Here is a 15145-nt window from a genome sequence, read left to right on the forward strand (position 1 = left end):
GGTGTTACCTGCCACAGAACCCACGCGCAACGGCAAGGACACCCGCCGCCATGACTGAAACGCTCACCATTCTTGGCATTGAGAGCAGCTGTGATGACACCGCTGCCGCGATCTTGCGCCAACCTGCGGGCGCTGAGGCCGATATCCTCGCCTCCGTTGTGCACGGGCAAACCGATCTGCACGCCCCCTACGGCGGCGTGGTGCCCGAGATCGCCGCCCGCGCCCATGCCGAGAAATTGGACATCTGTATTCAGCAGGCGCTTGAAGCCTCCGGCGTGACGCTGAAGGATCTGGACGCCATTGCGGTCACCGCCGGGCCCGGTCTGATTGGCGGGGTGATTTCCGGCGTGATGTGCGCCAAAGGGCTGTCGGCCAGCCTTGGCATTCCGCTCATTGGGGTGAACCATCTCGCCGGCCACGCCCTGACCCCGCGCCTCACCGATCAGGTGGCCTTCCCCTATCTGATGCTGCTGGTGTCGGGCGGGCATTGCCAGTTCCTAATCGCCCATGGCCCGGAAAAATTCTCCCGTCTTGGCGGCACCATTGATGATGCCCCCGGCGAAGCCTTTGACAAAACCGCGCGTCTTCTGGGCCTGCCGCAGCCGGGTGGGCCTTCGGTTCAGGCCGAGGCAGAAAAGGGCGATGCCAAGCGGTTCCGCTTCCCCCGCCCACTGCTGGATCGGCCCGGATGTGACATGTCTTTCTCCGGCCTGAAAACCGCGCTGTTGCGCCAGCGTGATGCCATTATTGCTGAAAAAGACGGGCTGACCGTGCAGGACCGCGCCGACCTCTGCGCCGGATTTCAGGCCGCTGTGGTGGACGTGCTGGCGGAAAAGACCCGCCGCGCGCTGGAGAGCTATCTCGCGGAAAACCCCTCTGAGCCGCTTCTGGCTGTGGCCGGTGGCGTGGCAGCAAACACCGCCATTCGAGCCCTATTAGAGACTATTTGTGCCGATCTTGGCGTGACTTTCACCGCCCCGCCACTGGCGCTTTGCACCGATAACGCGGCGATGATCGCCTATGCCGGGCTGGAGCGGTTTCGTGCAGGGGAGCAGGACGACATGTCGCTTGTAGCGCGCCCACGATGGCCACTGGACCAATCAGCGCCTGCGCTTCTTGGCTCCGGCAAGAAAGGGGCCAAAGCATGATCTCCGTTCTGGGCGCAGGCGCCTTTGGCACCGCACTGGCCGTGGCCTTTGCCAAAGGCGGCACCGAGGTGACACTTTGGGCGCGTGACGCCGAGGCTGTCGAGGTGATGCGCAACACAAGGGAAAACCCGCGCCTGCCCGGTGTGACCCTGCCCGAAACCCTGACCATCACCGCCGATTTTACCGACGCCCTGACAGATGTCATCCTGCTGGCGGTGCCCATGCAGCGGTTGCGCGGCGTACTGGAAGCCCATCCAGAGCTGTCCGCCCGCACCCTTGTGGCCTGCTGCAAAGGGGTGGAGCTGGGCACCGAGCTTGGCCCTGTGGCAGTGATCCGCGATGTGCTGCCGGATGCCACGCCCGCGATCCTCACCGGCCCCAGTTTTGCCGCCGATATTGCCCGTGGCCTGCCCACGGCGCTAACGCTGGCAACACCGGATGAAGGCACTGGAAAAGCGCTGCAACGGAGACTGATATCGCCCAATCTGCGGATCTACCGCACCACAGACACCGTCGGTGCAGAGCTGGGCGGCGCACTGAAGAACGTGATTGCCATTGCCTGCGGCATCGCCATGGGCGCAGGGCTGGGTGACAGCGCCCGCGCCGCGCTAATGACCCGAGGCTATGCGGAAATGGTACGCATGGCACGTGCGCTTGGCGCGCAGGGCGACACGCTGGCCGGGCTCTCCGGCTTTGGTGACCTCACCCTGACATGTTCATCGGAGCAATCGCGTAATTACAGCTTTGGTCTGTCGCTGGGCCGCGGCGACAGCTTTGACGCCTCGGTGACGGTGGAAGGCGCCGCCACGGCCCGTGCCGCCCTTGCGCGCGCCAAAACCCTGAACACTGACATGCCCATCACCGCTGCGGTGGTTGCAATCCTCGATGGGGGCTTGCAAATCCACGACGCCATGGAAATGTTGCTCTCAAGACCACCCAAGGAGGAATAAACATGCTGATCGCCCTCATCGCCAAAGACAAAGCCGGCGCATTGGACATCCGCAAGGCCAACCGTGACGACCACGTGGCCTATCTGAAAAGCTCTGGCGAGACTGTCATGATGGCAGGTCCGTTTCTGGACGAGGCCGGTGACATGTGCGGCTCGCTGATCATCCTGAACGTCGCGGATATGGCGGAAGCCGAGGCCTGGGCCGCTGCGGACCCATATAAGGCCGCTGGCCTGTTTGAGAGCGTGGAGCTGACCGCCTGGAACAAGGTTCTGGGTTGATGCGCTATTGGCTGTTCAAATCGGAGCCTTCCACCTGGAGCTGGGATCAGCAAGTCGCCAAAGGCGAGGTTGGCGAAGAGTGGGACGGCGTGCGCAACTATCAGGCGCGCAATTTCATGCGGGAAATGGCCGTGGGGGACCGCGGCTTTTTCTATCACTCCCAGAAAGAGAAATCCGTGGTCGGGATCATCGAGGTCTGCGCTGCAGCCCACCCGGACAGCACTACAGATGACGACCGCTGGGAATGCGTGGACATCAAGGCCATTGCGCCTGTGCCCAAGCCGGTGACGCTTGCCATGATCAAGGACGATCCGCGCCTCACCGAAATGGCGCTTGTGAAAAGCTCCCGCCTGTCGGTGCAGCCCGTCACCGCTGAGGAATGGGCCATCGTCTGTGATCTGGGCGGTGTCAAACCCTGAGTTTTCAGGCATACTCTCCCCAGTCCAAATGTGAACGGGGAGGGTTCCATGGGATTTCTAGCCGTATGTGTCGCCGCTGTGGCGACTTATGTCTTTGGGTCGGTCTGGTACATGGTGCTGGCCAAACCCTGGATGGCCGCCGCCGAAGTCAAGCTGGGCGACAACGGCCGCCCCCTCAACGCCAGCAATCCGGCCCCTTATGTCGCCGCCTTTGTCTGCACGCTGATTGTGGCGGGCATGATGCGCCACATCTTTGCGCTCTCAGGCATCACCAGTCCCGGCGCAGGGCTGATCGGCGGGTTGGGTATTGGCCTATTTCTGGCAACACCCTGGATCATCACCAACTACAGCTTCGCCGGCCGCCCCCGTGTTCTGATGATGATCGACGGCGGCTACGCCACCATCGGCTGCGGGATTATTGGTGTGGTGCTGACTTTGTTTTGAGGTCGTTAAAAAAGAAAAACGCGGGCCCAAATGGGGCCAAGCCTATTTGCTTAGGTATCGAAAAACAGAATGACAATAAAACATAGGGGGCCTGCTTCCACTCGGTCAGACCCCCTATGCCCCCCGCGTGCTCCCATACCACCACACGCGTCTGTTATATCTTAGGGTCCGGCCGTCCTAGCCCGACACATTATGCCTAGCGCAGACCCCCGCGCCGGTTCAATTATCAAGTACCGACAATATGAGGGGATCCATCAGGGTTTTGGAAAGACTTAAGGCGCGCGCTTGGCCAGATCGCCAAAACACGCGCCTTTCGTGAGTGGTGTTTTCTTTAGCCGTAGTGGGCTTCTTTGCCAAAATGCTTGGTCAGCATGTAGTAGACAACCGCGCGGTATTTGTTGCGCTCGGATTTGCCGTAGGTCTCAAACACCGCGTCAATCGCCTGCATCAGTTCCGGCCCGTCTGAAAGGCCCAACTTCTTGATGAGAAAGTTGTTTTTCACGATTTCGATCTCTTCCGGCTGAGAGCTCGCCACCGTTGAGGCGTCATCATTGTAGATTGCCGGGCCACATCCAATCGTGACCTTCGTCAGCAGATCCATATCCGGTGTCATGCCACATTTGTTTTGCAGATCATCTGCATATTTGGCGATCAAATCGTCGCGTTTTCCCATGATACTCCCCTTATATTTTAGTCAATTTTTATGAACGAAAGCGGCCTATCTGCCGCTCTTGCGCGTCAAATTAGCTCTCAGGCCCCAAAGCGCAAAGGGAAAACCGCCCGGTCTTTCCCCTTCAAGCCGGTGCGCTGGCCATTTGCGGGCCCGCTCTCTAGGTTCAGGTCTTAGGGCATCTGGCCGCCACTCAAGCCAACAGGAGACACGCCATGCTGCGATGGGGGATCATCGGAACCGGGTTTATTTCGCATGCCATGCTCGGCGCGATCCGCGCCAATGAGCGCTCTTCTGTCGCCATGATCTGCGGCCGCAACGAGACGGCGCTGGATGCGCTTGCCGCGCAGTATGACATCCCGGCCAGCACCACCGATCAGGCAACCCTGCTCGCCAACGCGGATGTGGATGTGGTCTATATCGCGCTGCCCAACCATCTGCACCGGGCCGCCACCGAAGCCGCCATGGCCGCAGGCAAACCCGTGCTATGTGAGAAATCCCTGACCACAACCATGGACGACGCCACCGCCCTTGCCGCCTCGGTACGAAAGGCAGAGACCTTCTTTGTGGAAGGTCTGATGTATCTCGCCCACCCCCTGATGGAGCAGCTTGTGACCGTGCTGCGCGATCCATCTGTGGGGGAGTTGCGGTCTGTGTCGGGGTTTTATGCCGCCGATATCTGGCAGGTGGTCAATCCGGCGGGAGGCGGCACGCTTTATAATCTCGGCTGTTATCCGGCCTCACTGCTGCATCTGGTGGTGCAAACCATGTGCGGAGAGGAGGCCTTTGCCGCCCGGCAACTCACAGGCTTTGGCAACCTTGGCAAGGACGCCACCTTGCAGGATACAAGTGTCTCTGTGCGGTTTGACAATGGTGTTCTGGCCAATCTGCACAGCACGGATGGCCATGGTCTGGCACATGAATTCGTGATCGTGACCACCAAAGGCACGCTGCGGTTTGTCACCAATCCCTGGCTGCCTGAACCGGGCGAAAGCCGCATGATCTGGCAGCCTTACGACGGCCCTGCGCGCGACATCGTGGTGCGTTCTGAGCAGGATGCCTTCAATCATCAGACCCGCATGGTAGAGCGCGCGCTGCGCAGCGGAGCCAAAGCCGCAGACCGGCCCAGTCCACGGCTCTCAGACAGTCTGGAAATCATGCAGTTTCTGACAGAATGGGAGGCGGCCTGCCGCCCCTAGGCCGCGTTCAGGTCTCTGCCAGGATCTTCGCCAGATAGGCACCATAGGCGCTTTTCTCAAAGAGCTTGGCGCGCTCGGCAAGCTGCTCCACCGAAATCCAGCCGCGATCAAAGGCGATCTCTTCCAGACAGCCGGTCTGCAGCCCTTGCCGGTTTTCCAGCGTGCGCACAAAATTGCTCGCGTCCAGCAGCGAAGCGTGCGTGCCGGTATCAAGCCAGGCATAACCCCGCCCCATGGTCTCGACATGGAGTTTGCCCTCGGTCAGATAGGTCTGCAGCAGATCGGTGATCTCAAGCTCCCCGCGCGGGGAAGGTTTGACACTGCGCGCCCGCTCCGGCGCTTCCTGATCAAGGAAATACAGCCCAGTCACCGCATAGTTGGAAGGGGGCACCGCCGGCTTTTCCACGATCTCACGCGCCTGCCCATCCGCATCAAAAGACACCACGCCATAACGCTCCGGATCCAGCACATGATAGCCAAAAACTGTGCCGCCAACCACGCGCTGATCCGCTGCTGCCAGCACCTCAGGGAGGCCGTGACCAAAGAAGATATTGTCGCCAAGCACCAATGTGGAGGGCGCCCCATCCAGAAACTCTTCTGCAAGAATAAAGGCCTGCGCCAGCCCATCCGGTGACGGCTGAACCACATAGGTGAGCGAGATCCCCCACTGACTACCATCCCCGAGGAGCCGCTTGAACTGCTCCTGATCCTGCGGCGTCGTGATGATGCAGATCTCGCGAATGCCTGCCAGCATCAGCACCGAAACCGGATAGTAGATCATCGGTTTGTCATAGATCGGCAAAAGCTGTTTTGAGACAGCCATGGTGACCGGATGCAGGCGTGAACCCGTCCCGCCCGCCAGAATGATGCCTTTGCGCTGTGTCATATCTATCTGTCCAATTTCTTCAAAACGTCCGCCAACTCAATGCGCCAATCAGACCGCTCGATGCCCAAGCTGGCAAGCGTCTGACTGTTATCCAGACGGGAATTTTTGGGCCGCGCGGCCGGGGTTGGATAGGCGCTGCTTGGAATGTTTTCGACCGCGCAGCTCAGCCCCGCCTGCGCAAAGATCTCTCGGGCAAAATCTGCCCAGCTCACATCCGGTCCGCCCGAAAGGTGATAGGTGCCGCTTTGCTCCGGTTGCGCTGTGAGAGTGCGCGCAACGGTCAGACAGCTCTGCGCGATATGGGCCGCGCTGGTCGGTCCGCCGATCTGATCAGCCACAATGGTGAGACCGTCGCGCTCGCCCCCAAGCCGCAGCATGGTTTTGACAAAGTTATTGCCATGCTCGGAAAACACCCAGGAGGTGCGCAGGATCGCATGGGTGCCACCCGCTGCACGCACCGCCTCTTCGCCCGCCAGTTTGGAGCGGCCATAAGCCCCCAACGGCGCGGTGGGATGGTCTGTTGCAAGGGGCGTATCGCCCGCGCCGTCAAAGACGTAATCGGTTGAAATATGCACAAACGGCAGACCCCGATCGGCACAGGCCGCAGCAATCCCCCCCGGAGTGGTGCCGTTTATTGCGGTCGCAACCGCCTCATCACTCTCCGCCTGATCCACTGCCGTATATGCCACCGCATTGATCACAACATCCGCATCTGTCGTCCTGACCAGCGCGGCGCAGGCATCGGGCTGGGTAAAATCGGCTTGGCTGCGATCCACCGCTTCAATGGTCAGATCAGCCTCCGCTTCATCACAGGCGATCAACGCCCTCGCCACCTGGCCGGACTTGCCAAAAACCAGTGCCTTCATGACGCATCAGCCGCATCTTTGGCACTGCGGTCCGCATCTTCGCCAATGCGTTCTCCCACGCGATGCCGATTGAGCAGCGGCTGCCACCAGGTCTCATTGTCCAGATACCAGGCCACGGTTTTGCGCAGCCCTTCCTCCACGGTGACCGATGGACGCCAGCCCAGCTCTTCGCGAATGCGGGCCGGGTCAATCGCATAGCGCGCATCATGGCCCGGGCGATCGGTCACAAAGGTGATCAGATCGGCATAGGCCCCGCTCTCCCGCGGACGCAGGTCATCAAGGATCGCACAGAGCGTCTGCACCAGTTGCAGGTTGGTGCGCTCATTCTCGCCGCCAATGTTGTAGGTCCGCCCAACAACGCCCTGTTTCACCACCGTCAGCAACGCATCGGCGTGGTCTTCCACATAAAGCCAGTCCCGCACATTGGACCCGTCCCCGTAGATCGGCAGGGGCTTTCCTGCGAGGGCGTTCAGGATCACAACGGGAATGAGCTTTTCCGGGAAGTGATACGGCCCATAGTTGTTAGAACAATTGGTCAGCAGAACCGGCAGCCCGTAGGTCTCCGCCCAGGCCCGCACCAGATGGTCTGAGGCCGCTTTTGAGGCGGAATAGGGACTGCGCGGATCATAGGCGGTGTCCTCAGTAAACTGCACTTCCGGATCCGCTGGCAGGCTGCCATAAACCTCATCCGTTGAGATGTGGTGGAAGCGAAACCCCTCCGGTTTGCCTTTCTCAATCCAATACTGGCGCGCCGCCTCCAGCATGTTGAATGTGCCGGTGATATTGGTCTCGATAAAATCACCGGGGCCATCAATGGAGCGGTCCACATGGGATTCCGCCGCCAGATGCATCACCACATCCGGCTGATGCGTTGTGAAGACCTGATTGAGCGCCTTGCGGTCGCGGATGTCCACCTGCGCAAAGCTGTAGTTCGGGCTGTCCGCAACCGATGCCACATTCTCCAGACAGGCCGCATAGGTCAGCGCATCCACGTTCACCACGCGATGTCCAGCGGCAATCGCCTGACGCACCACAGCAGAGCCAATGAACCCTGCGCCACCGGTCACAAGAATCTTCATCGCGTCATCCTTCCCACGTAAACGGGCTGTCAAAGTCTTTCAGTGCTGGCGCAGCTTTGTCTTTGTCAGACAGAATCACCGCACCGTCGTGGCCCCAGTCCACGCCGCAGCTGTCCCAATGCACCGCCCCATCGCAATCCGGCGCATAGTAATCGGTGCATTTGTAGATGATTTCAGTCATCGGCGCGCGGGTGATGAACCCGTGCAGAAACCCTTTGGGCGCCAGAAGCTGTTTGCCGTTTTCCGCGCTCAGCTCCACAGCCACATGTTGCCCGTAGGTGGGCGAACCCCTGCGCACATCCACGACAACGTCGAGCAATGCGCCCTGTCCGCAGCGCACCAATTTGTCCTGCGCATGTGGCGGAGACTGAAAATGCAAACCACGAACCGTACCCACCTCCGCAGACATCGAATGGTTGTCCTGCACAAACTCCAGATCAATACCGTGCTCAAGCATGCGCTGCTTGTTCCAGCTCTCCGAAAAGAACCCCCGCGCATCCCCGAAGCGTGCTGGTGTCAGGATAAGCACCCCGTCCAGCGCTGTTGTTTCTACCTGCATCGTCATTCCCATCGCAAAAGCGGTCACAAACAATCGCTTTATAAACGCATAGTTAGCGTCAGTGGCATTGGCAACTCAGACGAGCGCTCAGGGAGATCTCTACATCAAGACGCGGTCAAGCCCGCGCTCAATCCGCGCCAAACAGATCCCGCGTGAAGACTTTGCTTTCCACATCCAGAAGATCGTCTGTCATACGGTTGGCCACAATCACATCGGCCTCCGCCTTGAAGGCATCAATGTCACGCACCACCCGCGAGCGGAAGAAGTCCTCTTCCTCAAGCACCGGCTCATAGACAATCACCTCAACGCCCTTGGCTTTCAGACGCTTCATGATGCCCTGCACAGAGCTTTGGCGGAAATTGTCCGAGCCCGCCTTCATCACCAGACGATAGATGCCCACAACCCGCGGCCCCTTCATCAGGATCTGATCGGAGAGATAATCTTTGCGCGTGCGGTTGGCGTCCACAATTGCGCGGATCAGGTTTTGCGGCACATGGTTGTAATTCGCCAGAAGCTGCTTTGTGTCCTTGGGCAGACAATAGCCGCCATAGCCAAAAGACGGGTTGTTGTAGTGATCCCCAATGCGCGGATCGAGGCTGATGCCCTCGATGATCTGGCGCGAGTCCATGCCACCAGCGATGGCATAGCTGTCGAGCTCATTGAAGAAGGCTACACGCATCGCCAGGTACGTGTTGGCAAAAAGCTTGATCGCCTCTGCCTCCTGCGGATCGGTGAAGCGCACTTCCACATCCTTGCGCACCGCGCCTTCCAACAGAAGATCCGCAAAGATCCGCGCCCGCTCCGACTGCTCCCCCACAATGATCCGGCTTGGATGCAGGTTGTCATAAAGCGCCCGGCCCTCACGCAGAAACTCAGGGGAGAAGATCACCTGATCCGTATCCAGCTGCGCCCGAATGTCAGTCACATAACCAACCGGAATGGTGGATTTGATCACGATCGTCGCGGAGGTGTTCACAGCGATCACCCGATTGATCACGGCCTCAACGCTGGAGGTGTCAAAATAGTTGGTTTTCGAATCATAATTTGTCGGCGTCGCGACAATCACAAAATCCGCATCTGTGTAAGCTGCCGCGGCATCGGTGGTTGCGGTCAAGCTCAGCTCCCGCGAGGTCAGAAACTCTTCCAGCTCCGCATCCACAATAGGACACTTGCGCTCATTGACCATCTGCACCCGCGCCTCAGACACGTCGACAGCGACAACCTCATTGCTCTGAGCCAACAAAACCGCATTTGACAGCCCAACATACCCCAAACCCGCAACAGCAATTTTCATTCAAATGGTCCCTTTTCGAATGTGTTACTTGGAGCATGCTTTGAAATAGGAGTCTAGTTTCTCGGTGGGGCAATTCGACCGGGTTCATTGGTTGTTTAGACCAACTGCTAATCGAGAGAATAAAATCTAAGAAATTGTCGGTTCAAATTTTGACTTTAAACTAGAGCTAGCTAAGAAGACGCCTTGGCTCTTTCAAGCTCAATGATTGCCACTTCTCATATCCTCAAACCAGTTTACCTTATGGCGAAAATCTAAGTGAAACGTCCCAACACAGCGCTTTCACACGAATTACGCTATTGCCGTTCACGGAAACCGCGGGACTAAGTCCTCCGGTAGCAATCCACTGCCCGTGGCTAAGCGGCGCATTGTAGCGTTCCGCTAGCGCTATGAAATCTCGTGCAGCCCCTAATGGCCCACCAATTACATTTTGCGCAAGCGCGTCGGTAGCGAGGGGCCGGCTATCTAACCAAGTCTCTACCTTAAAGTTTTGGGCCAACAAATCTTCACTGTATGCTTGGACCCCAGAAATCCAGAGGGCCCCTGCTCCCGCCCGGTCACAAACTTGGGCTCTCAGCTCCGGTTTAAGCCCCTCCGGCAAAACGGTCGCCGGGAGCTCAAACCCAATTCCCATCTGTGAAAAGCGCCAACCGCCCGTATTGTCTTTGGACAGCTGAAGCATGATCTCCGGTTCCGCAAGCGGGTTTCTCAACCCTTGAATTGAAATATTGTCCCGCCCCGAACACACTTCCTCCGAACTCAACGGGCCAAAAAACGCTTCATCGTTCTCGAATACTTTACGCGACCAAGCATTAACTCCACCAATTTTCCAGGCTGACGGCCTTGGAACCTGAGCGAAAGAAACACCATAGCATTGTTCTATATCTTCCGGCAGCATTTCGACCGACAGTTTCGCATCAGCTGAGGCACCTCGTGCGACCTCCAATGCATTCTTAACTTCCATGTGGCTGAGCATCGCCGTTTCCCACCAAATTTCCATCAGTCCTTTGTGTCTGTCTAACAACAAAAACACCGAATTTTTGCAAGCCTTCAATGTACAGTTTGGAAGTTCCAACTTGCACGTGCCGTAGGCTCTGAGTAATGTCCCGAAAAATTCGTCAGAAGTCGATATGCACAGCGTCATATCAACTTATAGTAGAATCCAAATCGAGCCGAAAACGAGTGAACCAATATGAAGTTGCGAACCGCGATTATCGGCTATGGGAAGATGGGAAAAATCCGCCACAAAGCGATGGAAAGCCATGGTGGCTTTGACGTCGTTGTTGCCTGCGATACAGCAATAGACCCAAGCGCCACTGTACCTATGGTCACTAGACCTTCAGATGTCTATGATTTCGCACCCGATGTTGTAGTTTGTAGCGTACCGAACATATTTATACCTGACTTGGTTTGCACTGCACTGAGTCATGGCAAACATGTGTTTTGCGAAAAACCTCCTGGTCGCAACTCGTCTGATGTCCAAAAAATGATCACCGCGGAGCGGGCAGCAGGCGGCTCAGTTCTTAAATTTGGCTTCAACCATAGAGTGCATGATGCGATTGAGGAAGCGCAAAAACTCCTTTCCGCAGGCACCATGGGAGACCTATACTTCATGCGCGGGGTGTATGGTAAAGCAGGTGGGCCGGACTATGCAAAAAACTGGCGTAACGACCCGGAGCAATCTGGGGGCGGTATCTTAATAGATCAAGGCATCCACATGCTTGATTTATTCCAAATGTTTGCAGGTAATTTCTGTGACATACAAAGCTTTGTACAGCGAAAATTTTGGACGGAGGTCCCTGTAGAAGACAATGCGTTTGCATTGATGAAAACCCCCCAAGGGGTTGTCGCATCATTGCATTCATCAGCGACACAATGGCAACACACCTTCCGACTAGAGCTATATCTTCGCAATGGTTTTATCTCTGTAGACGGCATTCTCTCCGCGTCTGGAAGCTACGGAGCGGAAGTCTTAAATATCGCTATCAATCGCTTAGATAGCTCCGGAAACCCATCTCCGAACCCAGAACTGCAAGAAATCCGGTTTACCCAAGACCTGTCTTGGAACAAAGAAGTTGCAGAGTTTTACGATGCCGTCGTGCACGGGAAACCCATAAAGTGTGGTACCTCACAACAAGCATTAGACGTTATGCAGCTTGTAGAAGCGATTTATCAAGCGGACCCTGAATGGAGCCAAACGCTGCGAACCTCCGCGACGGAAGTCACAGGATAAAGTCATGCAATCACCCGTTTTTCTAGATCACTTACCTGACTTTGAGAAGATTGGAGGAGATAAACCAGCAAGATATAGATGGCAACGCAACCAGTCGCTACTTCAACTCCTGCTAGACTCCGAGACCATATGGACAAAACGTTGCGCCTGCCCCGCTTGCGGAGAGCAGTCGACAAACTGTAAAAGCTTTTCAAAGGCCCTCCTCGACTTCCAACGCTGCACCAAGTGTAATTCAATTTTTGCGCAGCGCGTGCCTACACAAGAGAAACTAGATCAACTGCGTATCGAGTTCATAGAAGACGGTCCGCCTGAAAAAGACCGTGAGTTCGAGTTTATTTCTTTGCTCAATTGGGTGAGCATTACAGAAGCTAGAATTGAGCGTTCTCTCGATCATGTGGTCGACATCCGTTTCTCCAGTCAAATGGCAGGCTGGAAGGAAACAACCGAGCGCTTAAGCCACAACCGAACCTGGGACTTTATTGATTTGTCTCCGGACACTTGCGATTTCACTGACCTCAGCGCGGCACTTTCTCAGAGTTCTCCAAAAGCAGTTCTCTTGCCCGTAGAACTGGATAGGGTCGCAAACCCGGAAATGCTGCTCAACGCCATAAAGAAGAGTTGCCCAAAGCAAACAGTCCTGTTTATTGCCAGTTCATGCGCGGATGGCTTGGAGTACGAAATCCTTGGAGCGGACTCCCCAAGTTTTGTTCCGCTCGACCGGTTAACTGTTTTCTCGATTTCCGGTTTGCAAAGCCTCTGCAATAAAGTTGGACTTTCGGTGCTGGAATGCTCGACCCCAGGCAGATTAGACGCGGTGATTCTGGACACCCATTTCAAAAGCGAAGAAAACTCAAATATCCCCTTCTGGTCGGGCTTCTTCAAAGACGCGGACAACAACCGGCTGCGTGACCTTCAGATTCTCCTCCAGCGCAGCCTAAAGTCAGGCATATTGCGTTTCGTTGCAGAAACCTAGGCGCTTCAACCCAAAAGAGTATCACCCATGACCCCGCATTTCCCTACTTCCGCATATGGCAGCTGCGCGAAGTTCGCCGAAGATTACTTTAAAACACTCGCGAGAGCAGCTGAGCTGAGCGACTTGAGCAAGCTAGACGATGTTGCAGCAGTACTAACCAGAACGATAGAGAACGGTAATTTTGTATTCATCTGTGGCAATGGCGGTTCGGCGGGCATTGCAAATCACTCGCTTTGCGATTTTCTAAAGTGCGTACGAACTGACACTGATCTTAGGCCTCGATTTATGTCACTTTCAGCGCACACCGAAATGAACTCGGCGCTGGCTAATGACATTTCTTACGACGAAGTCTTTGCGTATCAACTTCAGTCAATGGCCAGGCCAGGTGATCTTCTGTGGACTGTATCTTCGTCAGGTGATAGCGAAAACGTGGTCCGCGCACTTCAAGTAGCAAAGGACATTGGCCTGAGTTCCATCTCTTTCACCGGTTTTTCAGGTGGGCGGTCGAAAGATCTGGCGGATGTAAACGCACACGTTGAAGCACAAAACTATGGCGTCGTCGAAGACATCCATATGGCCTTCATCCACATACTGACCCAGTATTTGAGAATGTCCAACATGGACGCCAATTTGATCGGGGCACGCAAGTTTTGAGCCTGTGGTCCGACGTTTCACTCCAAGAACTACATGATTCTGTATGTAAATTGATACCCTTGCTCGTTGATGAAGTGTTTGGTCAAGACGTGATGACCGAGGAAAAGGGCGACGACGGGCTAGATCTAGTCACGACTATAGACAGAAACATGCAGGCTCGTTTGACAATCGAGTTGGAGCGCATTCTCTCCGGGTCGGTGGCACTCGGTGAAGAAGAGTTCGCAAACTACGCGGGAGCGGCGCCAGTTTGGCTGGTTGACCCACTAGATGGGACAGTCAATTTTGTTGCCGGGCTGCCCGCCTTTAGCGTGTCCGTCGCACTGCTTAGAGATGGCCAACCTGTCCTATCCGCTGTCTACGATGTCCCAAACAACACGATGTACTCTGCCATAAAGGGTACGGGATCTTGGTGTGATGGAGCACTTATTAGACCTAAGAAACACGGCGCACGTCTGGCGATCGTTTCCTCAGGTTTGCTTGCAAACCTCACAAATGAAGCCCCAGAAACTCTCTCCAGCTTGTTAAATAGTTTCAAGCTCCGGAATTTTGGCAGCCAAGCTCTTCATCTTTGCTATGTAGCAATGGGCAGCGTGCGCCTCGTAGCAAGCCGCGAAGCAAAGGGTTGGGATGATATAGCTGGCGCTTTGATCGCTCAGGAAGCAGGTATGAAGTACGGGCACTATAAAGACTATTCAACAAAGCCTGCATTTGACGAAAACCAACATAGCATCTGCACTCACCCCGAAGCGTTTGAACAATTTCGCGCAGTCTTCGCTTGTAGTTTGCCAGATACCCTTCCTAACCTGAGGAGCGACCGATGAAGACCGTTGCAATGATACCCGCTCGCATGGGTAGTCAGCGCCTTAAGAAGAAGAATCTGGCGCCGCTAGCCGGACAACCATTGATCACCCACGCGATTGAAAAATGCAAATCTACGCAGTGTTTTGACGAGATTTACATCAACTCTGAAAACACTGAATTTGCTAAATTTGCAGATGAATATGGCGTTAACTTTTATCAACGCCCCGAACAGCTCGGAAATTCTGTCGCCACTTCAGAGGAGTTCGTTTATGACTTTCTTAAAAACGTTGAGTGTGACCTACTCATCCAGGTACACTCAATAGCTCCACTACTGACCGCTGAAGAGGTGAAATCCTTCGCCGAGACCTTCATCGCGTCGGATGCCGATGTAATGCTCTCCTGTATCGAAGATCAGATCGAAGTCGCCTACAAAGACAAACCGGTTAACTTCACATTTTCCGAAAAAACAAATTCACAAGACTTGCATCCAATCCAACGTGTTACTTGGTCAATCACCGGATGGCGCGCACAGTCTTATATTGATGCAGTCGAAAGCGGGAATATAGGAACCTACAATGGTAAGATTCAATTCTACCCGGTAGGCGCTGTGTCTGGGCACGTGATCAAAACGCAAGAAGATCTCGATATCGCCGAGGCTTTATTGAAAGCTCTTTCTAGTTCAAAAAACGCTTGAG

General features: G+C 55.7%; 18 protein-coding genes. 11 read left to right on the forward strand and 7 right to left on the reverse strand.

The features are described from left to right. Positions 1–50: 50 nt before the first annotated feature. The 5 genes from tsaD to J7400_RS01215 are packed head-to-tail and all read left to right on the forward strand — an operon-like array spanning position 51 to position 3239. Positions 51–1148 (forward strand): tRNA (adenosine(37)-N6)-threonylcarbamoyltransferase complex transferase subunit TsaD, encoded by a 1098-nt coding sequence (tsaD, locus tag J7400_RS01195; RefSeq protein ID WP_209058106.1) that lies wholly within the window; start codon positions 51–53, stop codon positions 1146–1148. Continuing rightward, positions 1145–2098, forward strand: a complete 954-nt coding sequence (locus J7400_RS01200) for an NAD(P)H-dependent glycerol-3-phosphate dehydrogenase (protein ID WP_209058108.1) — start codon at positions 1145–1147, stop codon at positions 2096–2098. The genes tsaD and J7400_RS01200 overlap by 4 nt, the downstream gene beginning before the upstream one ends. A gap of 2 nt (positions 2099–2100) precedes the next feature. Further along, a complete protein-coding gene (locus J7400_RS01205) occupies positions 2101–2376 on the forward strand; it encodes a YciI family protein (protein WP_209058110.1) in 276 nt (91 codons plus the stop codon). Continuing rightward, a complete protein-coding gene (locus J7400_RS01210; protein WP_209058112.1) occupies positions 2376–2795 on the forward strand; it encodes an EVE domain-containing protein in 420 nt (139 codons plus the stop codon). The genes J7400_RS01205 and J7400_RS01210 overlap by 1 nt, the downstream gene beginning before the upstream one ends. Before the next feature lie 48 nt (positions 2796–2843). Beyond that, entirely contained in the window at positions 2844–3239 is a 396-nt protein-coding gene (locus J7400_RS01215; protein ID WP_209058114.1) for a DUF1761 domain-containing protein, read from the forward strand. A gap of 331 nt (positions 3240–3570) precedes the next feature. Here the strand turns inward: J7400_RS01215 and J7400_RS01220 are convergent, their stop codons facing one another. Continuing rightward, positions 3571–3912 carry a DUF2853 family protein gene (locus tag J7400_RS01220; protein WP_209058117.1) on the reverse strand — a complete coding sequence of 114 codons (342 nt, stop codon included), beginning with the start codon at positions 3910–3912 and terminating at the stop codon, positions 3571–3573. A gap of 212 nt (positions 3913–4124) precedes the next feature. On the opposite strand from J7400_RS01220, the gene J7400_RS01225 reads away from it, so the two are divergent. Then, a complete protein-coding gene (locus J7400_RS01225) occupies positions 4125–5108 on the forward strand; it encodes a Gfo/Idh/MocA family oxidoreductase (RefSeq protein ID WP_209058119.1) in 984 nt (327 codons plus the stop codon). A gap of 7 nt (positions 5109–5115) precedes the next feature. Here the strand turns inward: J7400_RS01225 and rfbA are convergent, their stop codons facing one another. The 6 genes from rfbA to J7400_RS01255 form a co-directional block, all read right to left on the reverse strand. Beyond that, a complete protein-coding gene (gene rfbA / locus J7400_RS01230; RefSeq protein WP_209058121.1) occupies positions 5116–5994 on the reverse strand; it encodes a glucose-1-phosphate thymidylyltransferase RfbA in 879 nt (292 codons plus the stop codon). A 2-nt stretch (positions 5995–5996) separates the two neighbouring features. Next, on the reverse strand, positions 5997–6860 hold the full coding sequence (gene rfbD / locus J7400_RS01235) for a dTDP-4-dehydrorhamnose reductase (protein ID WP_209058122.1): 864 nt from the start codon (positions 6858–6860) through the stop codon (positions 5997–5999). Further along, positions 6857–7939, reverse strand: a complete 1083-nt coding sequence (rfbB, locus tag J7400_RS01240; RefSeq protein ID WP_209058124.1) for a dTDP-glucose 4,6-dehydratase — start codon at positions 7937–7939, stop codon at positions 6857–6859. Before rfbB ends, rfbD begins: the two co-directional genes overlap by 4 nt. 4 nt (positions 7940–7943) lie before the next feature. Next, complete coding sequence (gene rfbC, locus J7400_RS01245) at positions 7944–8498, reverse strand: dTDP-4-dehydrorhamnose 3,5-epimerase (protein ID WP_209058126.1); 555 nt, start codon at positions 8496–8498, stop codon at positions 7944–7946. A 127-nt stretch (positions 8499–8625) separates the two neighbouring features. Beyond that, positions 8626–9792, reverse strand: coding sequence for a nucleotide sugar dehydrogenase (locus tag J7400_RS01250; RefSeq protein WP_209058128.1), 1167 nt, complete (start codon positions 9790–9792; stop codon positions 8626–8628). Between the two features lie 238 nt (positions 9793–10030). After that, positions 10031–10864, reverse strand: a complete 834-nt coding sequence (locus J7400_RS01255) for a hypothetical protein (RefSeq protein ID WP_209058129.1) — start codon at positions 10862–10864, stop codon at positions 10031–10033. Positions 10865–10981: 117 nt separating this feature from the next. Between J7400_RS01255 and J7400_RS01260 the strand changes: the two genes are divergently transcribed. From J7400_RS01260 to J7400_RS01280, 5 genes are read left to right on the forward strand one after another with little or no spacing between them, the layout of a single operon-like run. Next, positions 10982–12022: a Gfo/Idh/MocA family oxidoreductase gene (locus J7400_RS01260; protein ID WP_209058130.1), complete on the forward strand. Its 1041-nt coding sequence runs from the start codon at positions 10982–10984 to the stop codon at positions 12020–12022. A 4-nt stretch (positions 12023–12026) separates the two neighbouring features. Beyond that, positions 12027–12995, forward strand: coding sequence for a hypothetical protein (locus J7400_RS01265; RefSeq protein WP_209058131.1), 969 nt, complete (start codon positions 12027–12029; stop codon positions 12993–12995). Between the two features lie 27 nt (positions 12996–13022). Beyond that, positions 13023–13649 carry an SIS domain-containing protein gene (locus tag J7400_RS01270; protein WP_209058132.1) on the forward strand — a complete coding sequence of 209 codons (627 nt, stop codon included), beginning with the start codon at positions 13023–13025 and terminating at the stop codon, positions 13647–13649. Positions 13650–13708: 59 nt separating this feature from the next. Next, the gene (locus J7400_RS01275) at positions 13709–14470 is read left to right on the forward strand and encodes an inositol monophosphatase family protein (protein ID WP_209058134.1); all 762 of its coding nucleotides are present in this window, start codon (positions 13709–13711) and stop codon (positions 14468–14470) included. After that, positions 14467–15144: an NTP transferase domain-containing protein gene (locus J7400_RS01280; RefSeq protein ID WP_209058136.1), complete on the forward strand. Its 678-nt coding sequence runs from the start codon at positions 14467–14469 to the stop codon at positions 15142–15144. Before J7400_RS01275 ends, J7400_RS01280 begins: the two co-directional genes overlap by 4 nt. Position 15145 lies beyond the last annotated feature (1 nt).

Source organism: Shimia sp. R9_2 (genome assembly GCF_017743735.1).
GTDB lineage: Bacteria > Pseudomonadota > Alphaproteobacteria > Rhodobacterales > Rhodobacteraceae > Shimia.

Coding starts and splice junctions, on each gene's coding strand:
- tsaD (WP_209058106.1), top strand. CDS start 51: ATGACTGAAACGCTCACCATTCTTGGCATTGAGAGCAGCTGTGATGAC.
- J7400_RS01200 (WP_209058108.1), top strand. CDS start 1,145: ATGATCTCCGTTCTGGGCGCAGGCGCCTTTGGCACCGCACTGGCCGTG.
- J7400_RS01205 (WP_209058110.1), top strand. CDS start 2,101: ATGCTGATCGCCCTCATCGCCAAAGACAAAGCCGGCGCATTGGACATC.
- J7400_RS01210 (WP_209058112.1), top strand. CDS start 2,376: ATGCGCTATTGGCTGTTCAAATCGGAGCCTTCCACCTGGAGCTGGGAT.
- J7400_RS01215 (WP_209058114.1), top strand. CDS start 2,844: ATGGGATTTCTAGCCGTATGTGTCGCCGCTGTGGCGACTTATGTCTTT.
- J7400_RS01220 (WP_209058117.1), bottom strand. CDS start 3,912: ATGGGAAAACGCGACGATTTGATCGCCAAATATGCAGATGATCTGCAA.
- J7400_RS01225 (WP_209058119.1), top strand. CDS start 4,125: ATGCTGCGATGGGGGATCATCGGAACCGGGTTTATTTCGCATGCCATG.
- rfbA (WP_209058121.1), bottom strand. CDS start 5,994: ATGACACAGCGCAAAGGCATCATTCTGGCGGGCGGGACGGGTTCACGC.
- rfbD (WP_209058122.1), bottom strand. CDS start 6,860: ATGAAGGCACTGGTTTTTGGCAAGTCCGGCCAGGTGGCGAGGGCGTTG.
- rfbB (WP_209058124.1), bottom strand. CDS start 7,939: ATGAAGATTCTTGTGACCGGTGGCGCAGGGTTCATTGGCTCTGCTGTG.
- rfbC (WP_209058126.1), bottom strand. CDS start 8,498: ATGCAGGTAGAAACAACAGCGCTGGACGGGGTGCTTATCCTGACACCA.
- J7400_RS01250 (WP_209058128.1), bottom strand. CDS start 9,792: ATGAAAATTGCTGTTGCGGGTTTGGGGTATGTTGGGCTGTCAAATGCG.
- J7400_RS01260 (WP_209058130.1), top strand. CDS start 10,982: ATGAAGTTGCGAACCGCGATTATCGGCTATGGGAAGATGGGAAAAATC.
- J7400_RS01265 (WP_209058131.1), top strand. CDS start 12,027: ATGCAATCACCCGTTTTTCTAGATCACTTACCTGACTTTGAGAAGATT.
- J7400_RS01270 (WP_209058132.1), top strand. CDS start 13,023: ATGACCCCGCATTTCCCTACTTCCGCATATGGCAGCTGCGCGAAGTTC.
- J7400_RS01280 (WP_209058136.1), top strand. CDS start 14,467: ATGAAGACCGTTGCAATGATACCCGCTCGCATGGGTAGTCAGCGCCTT.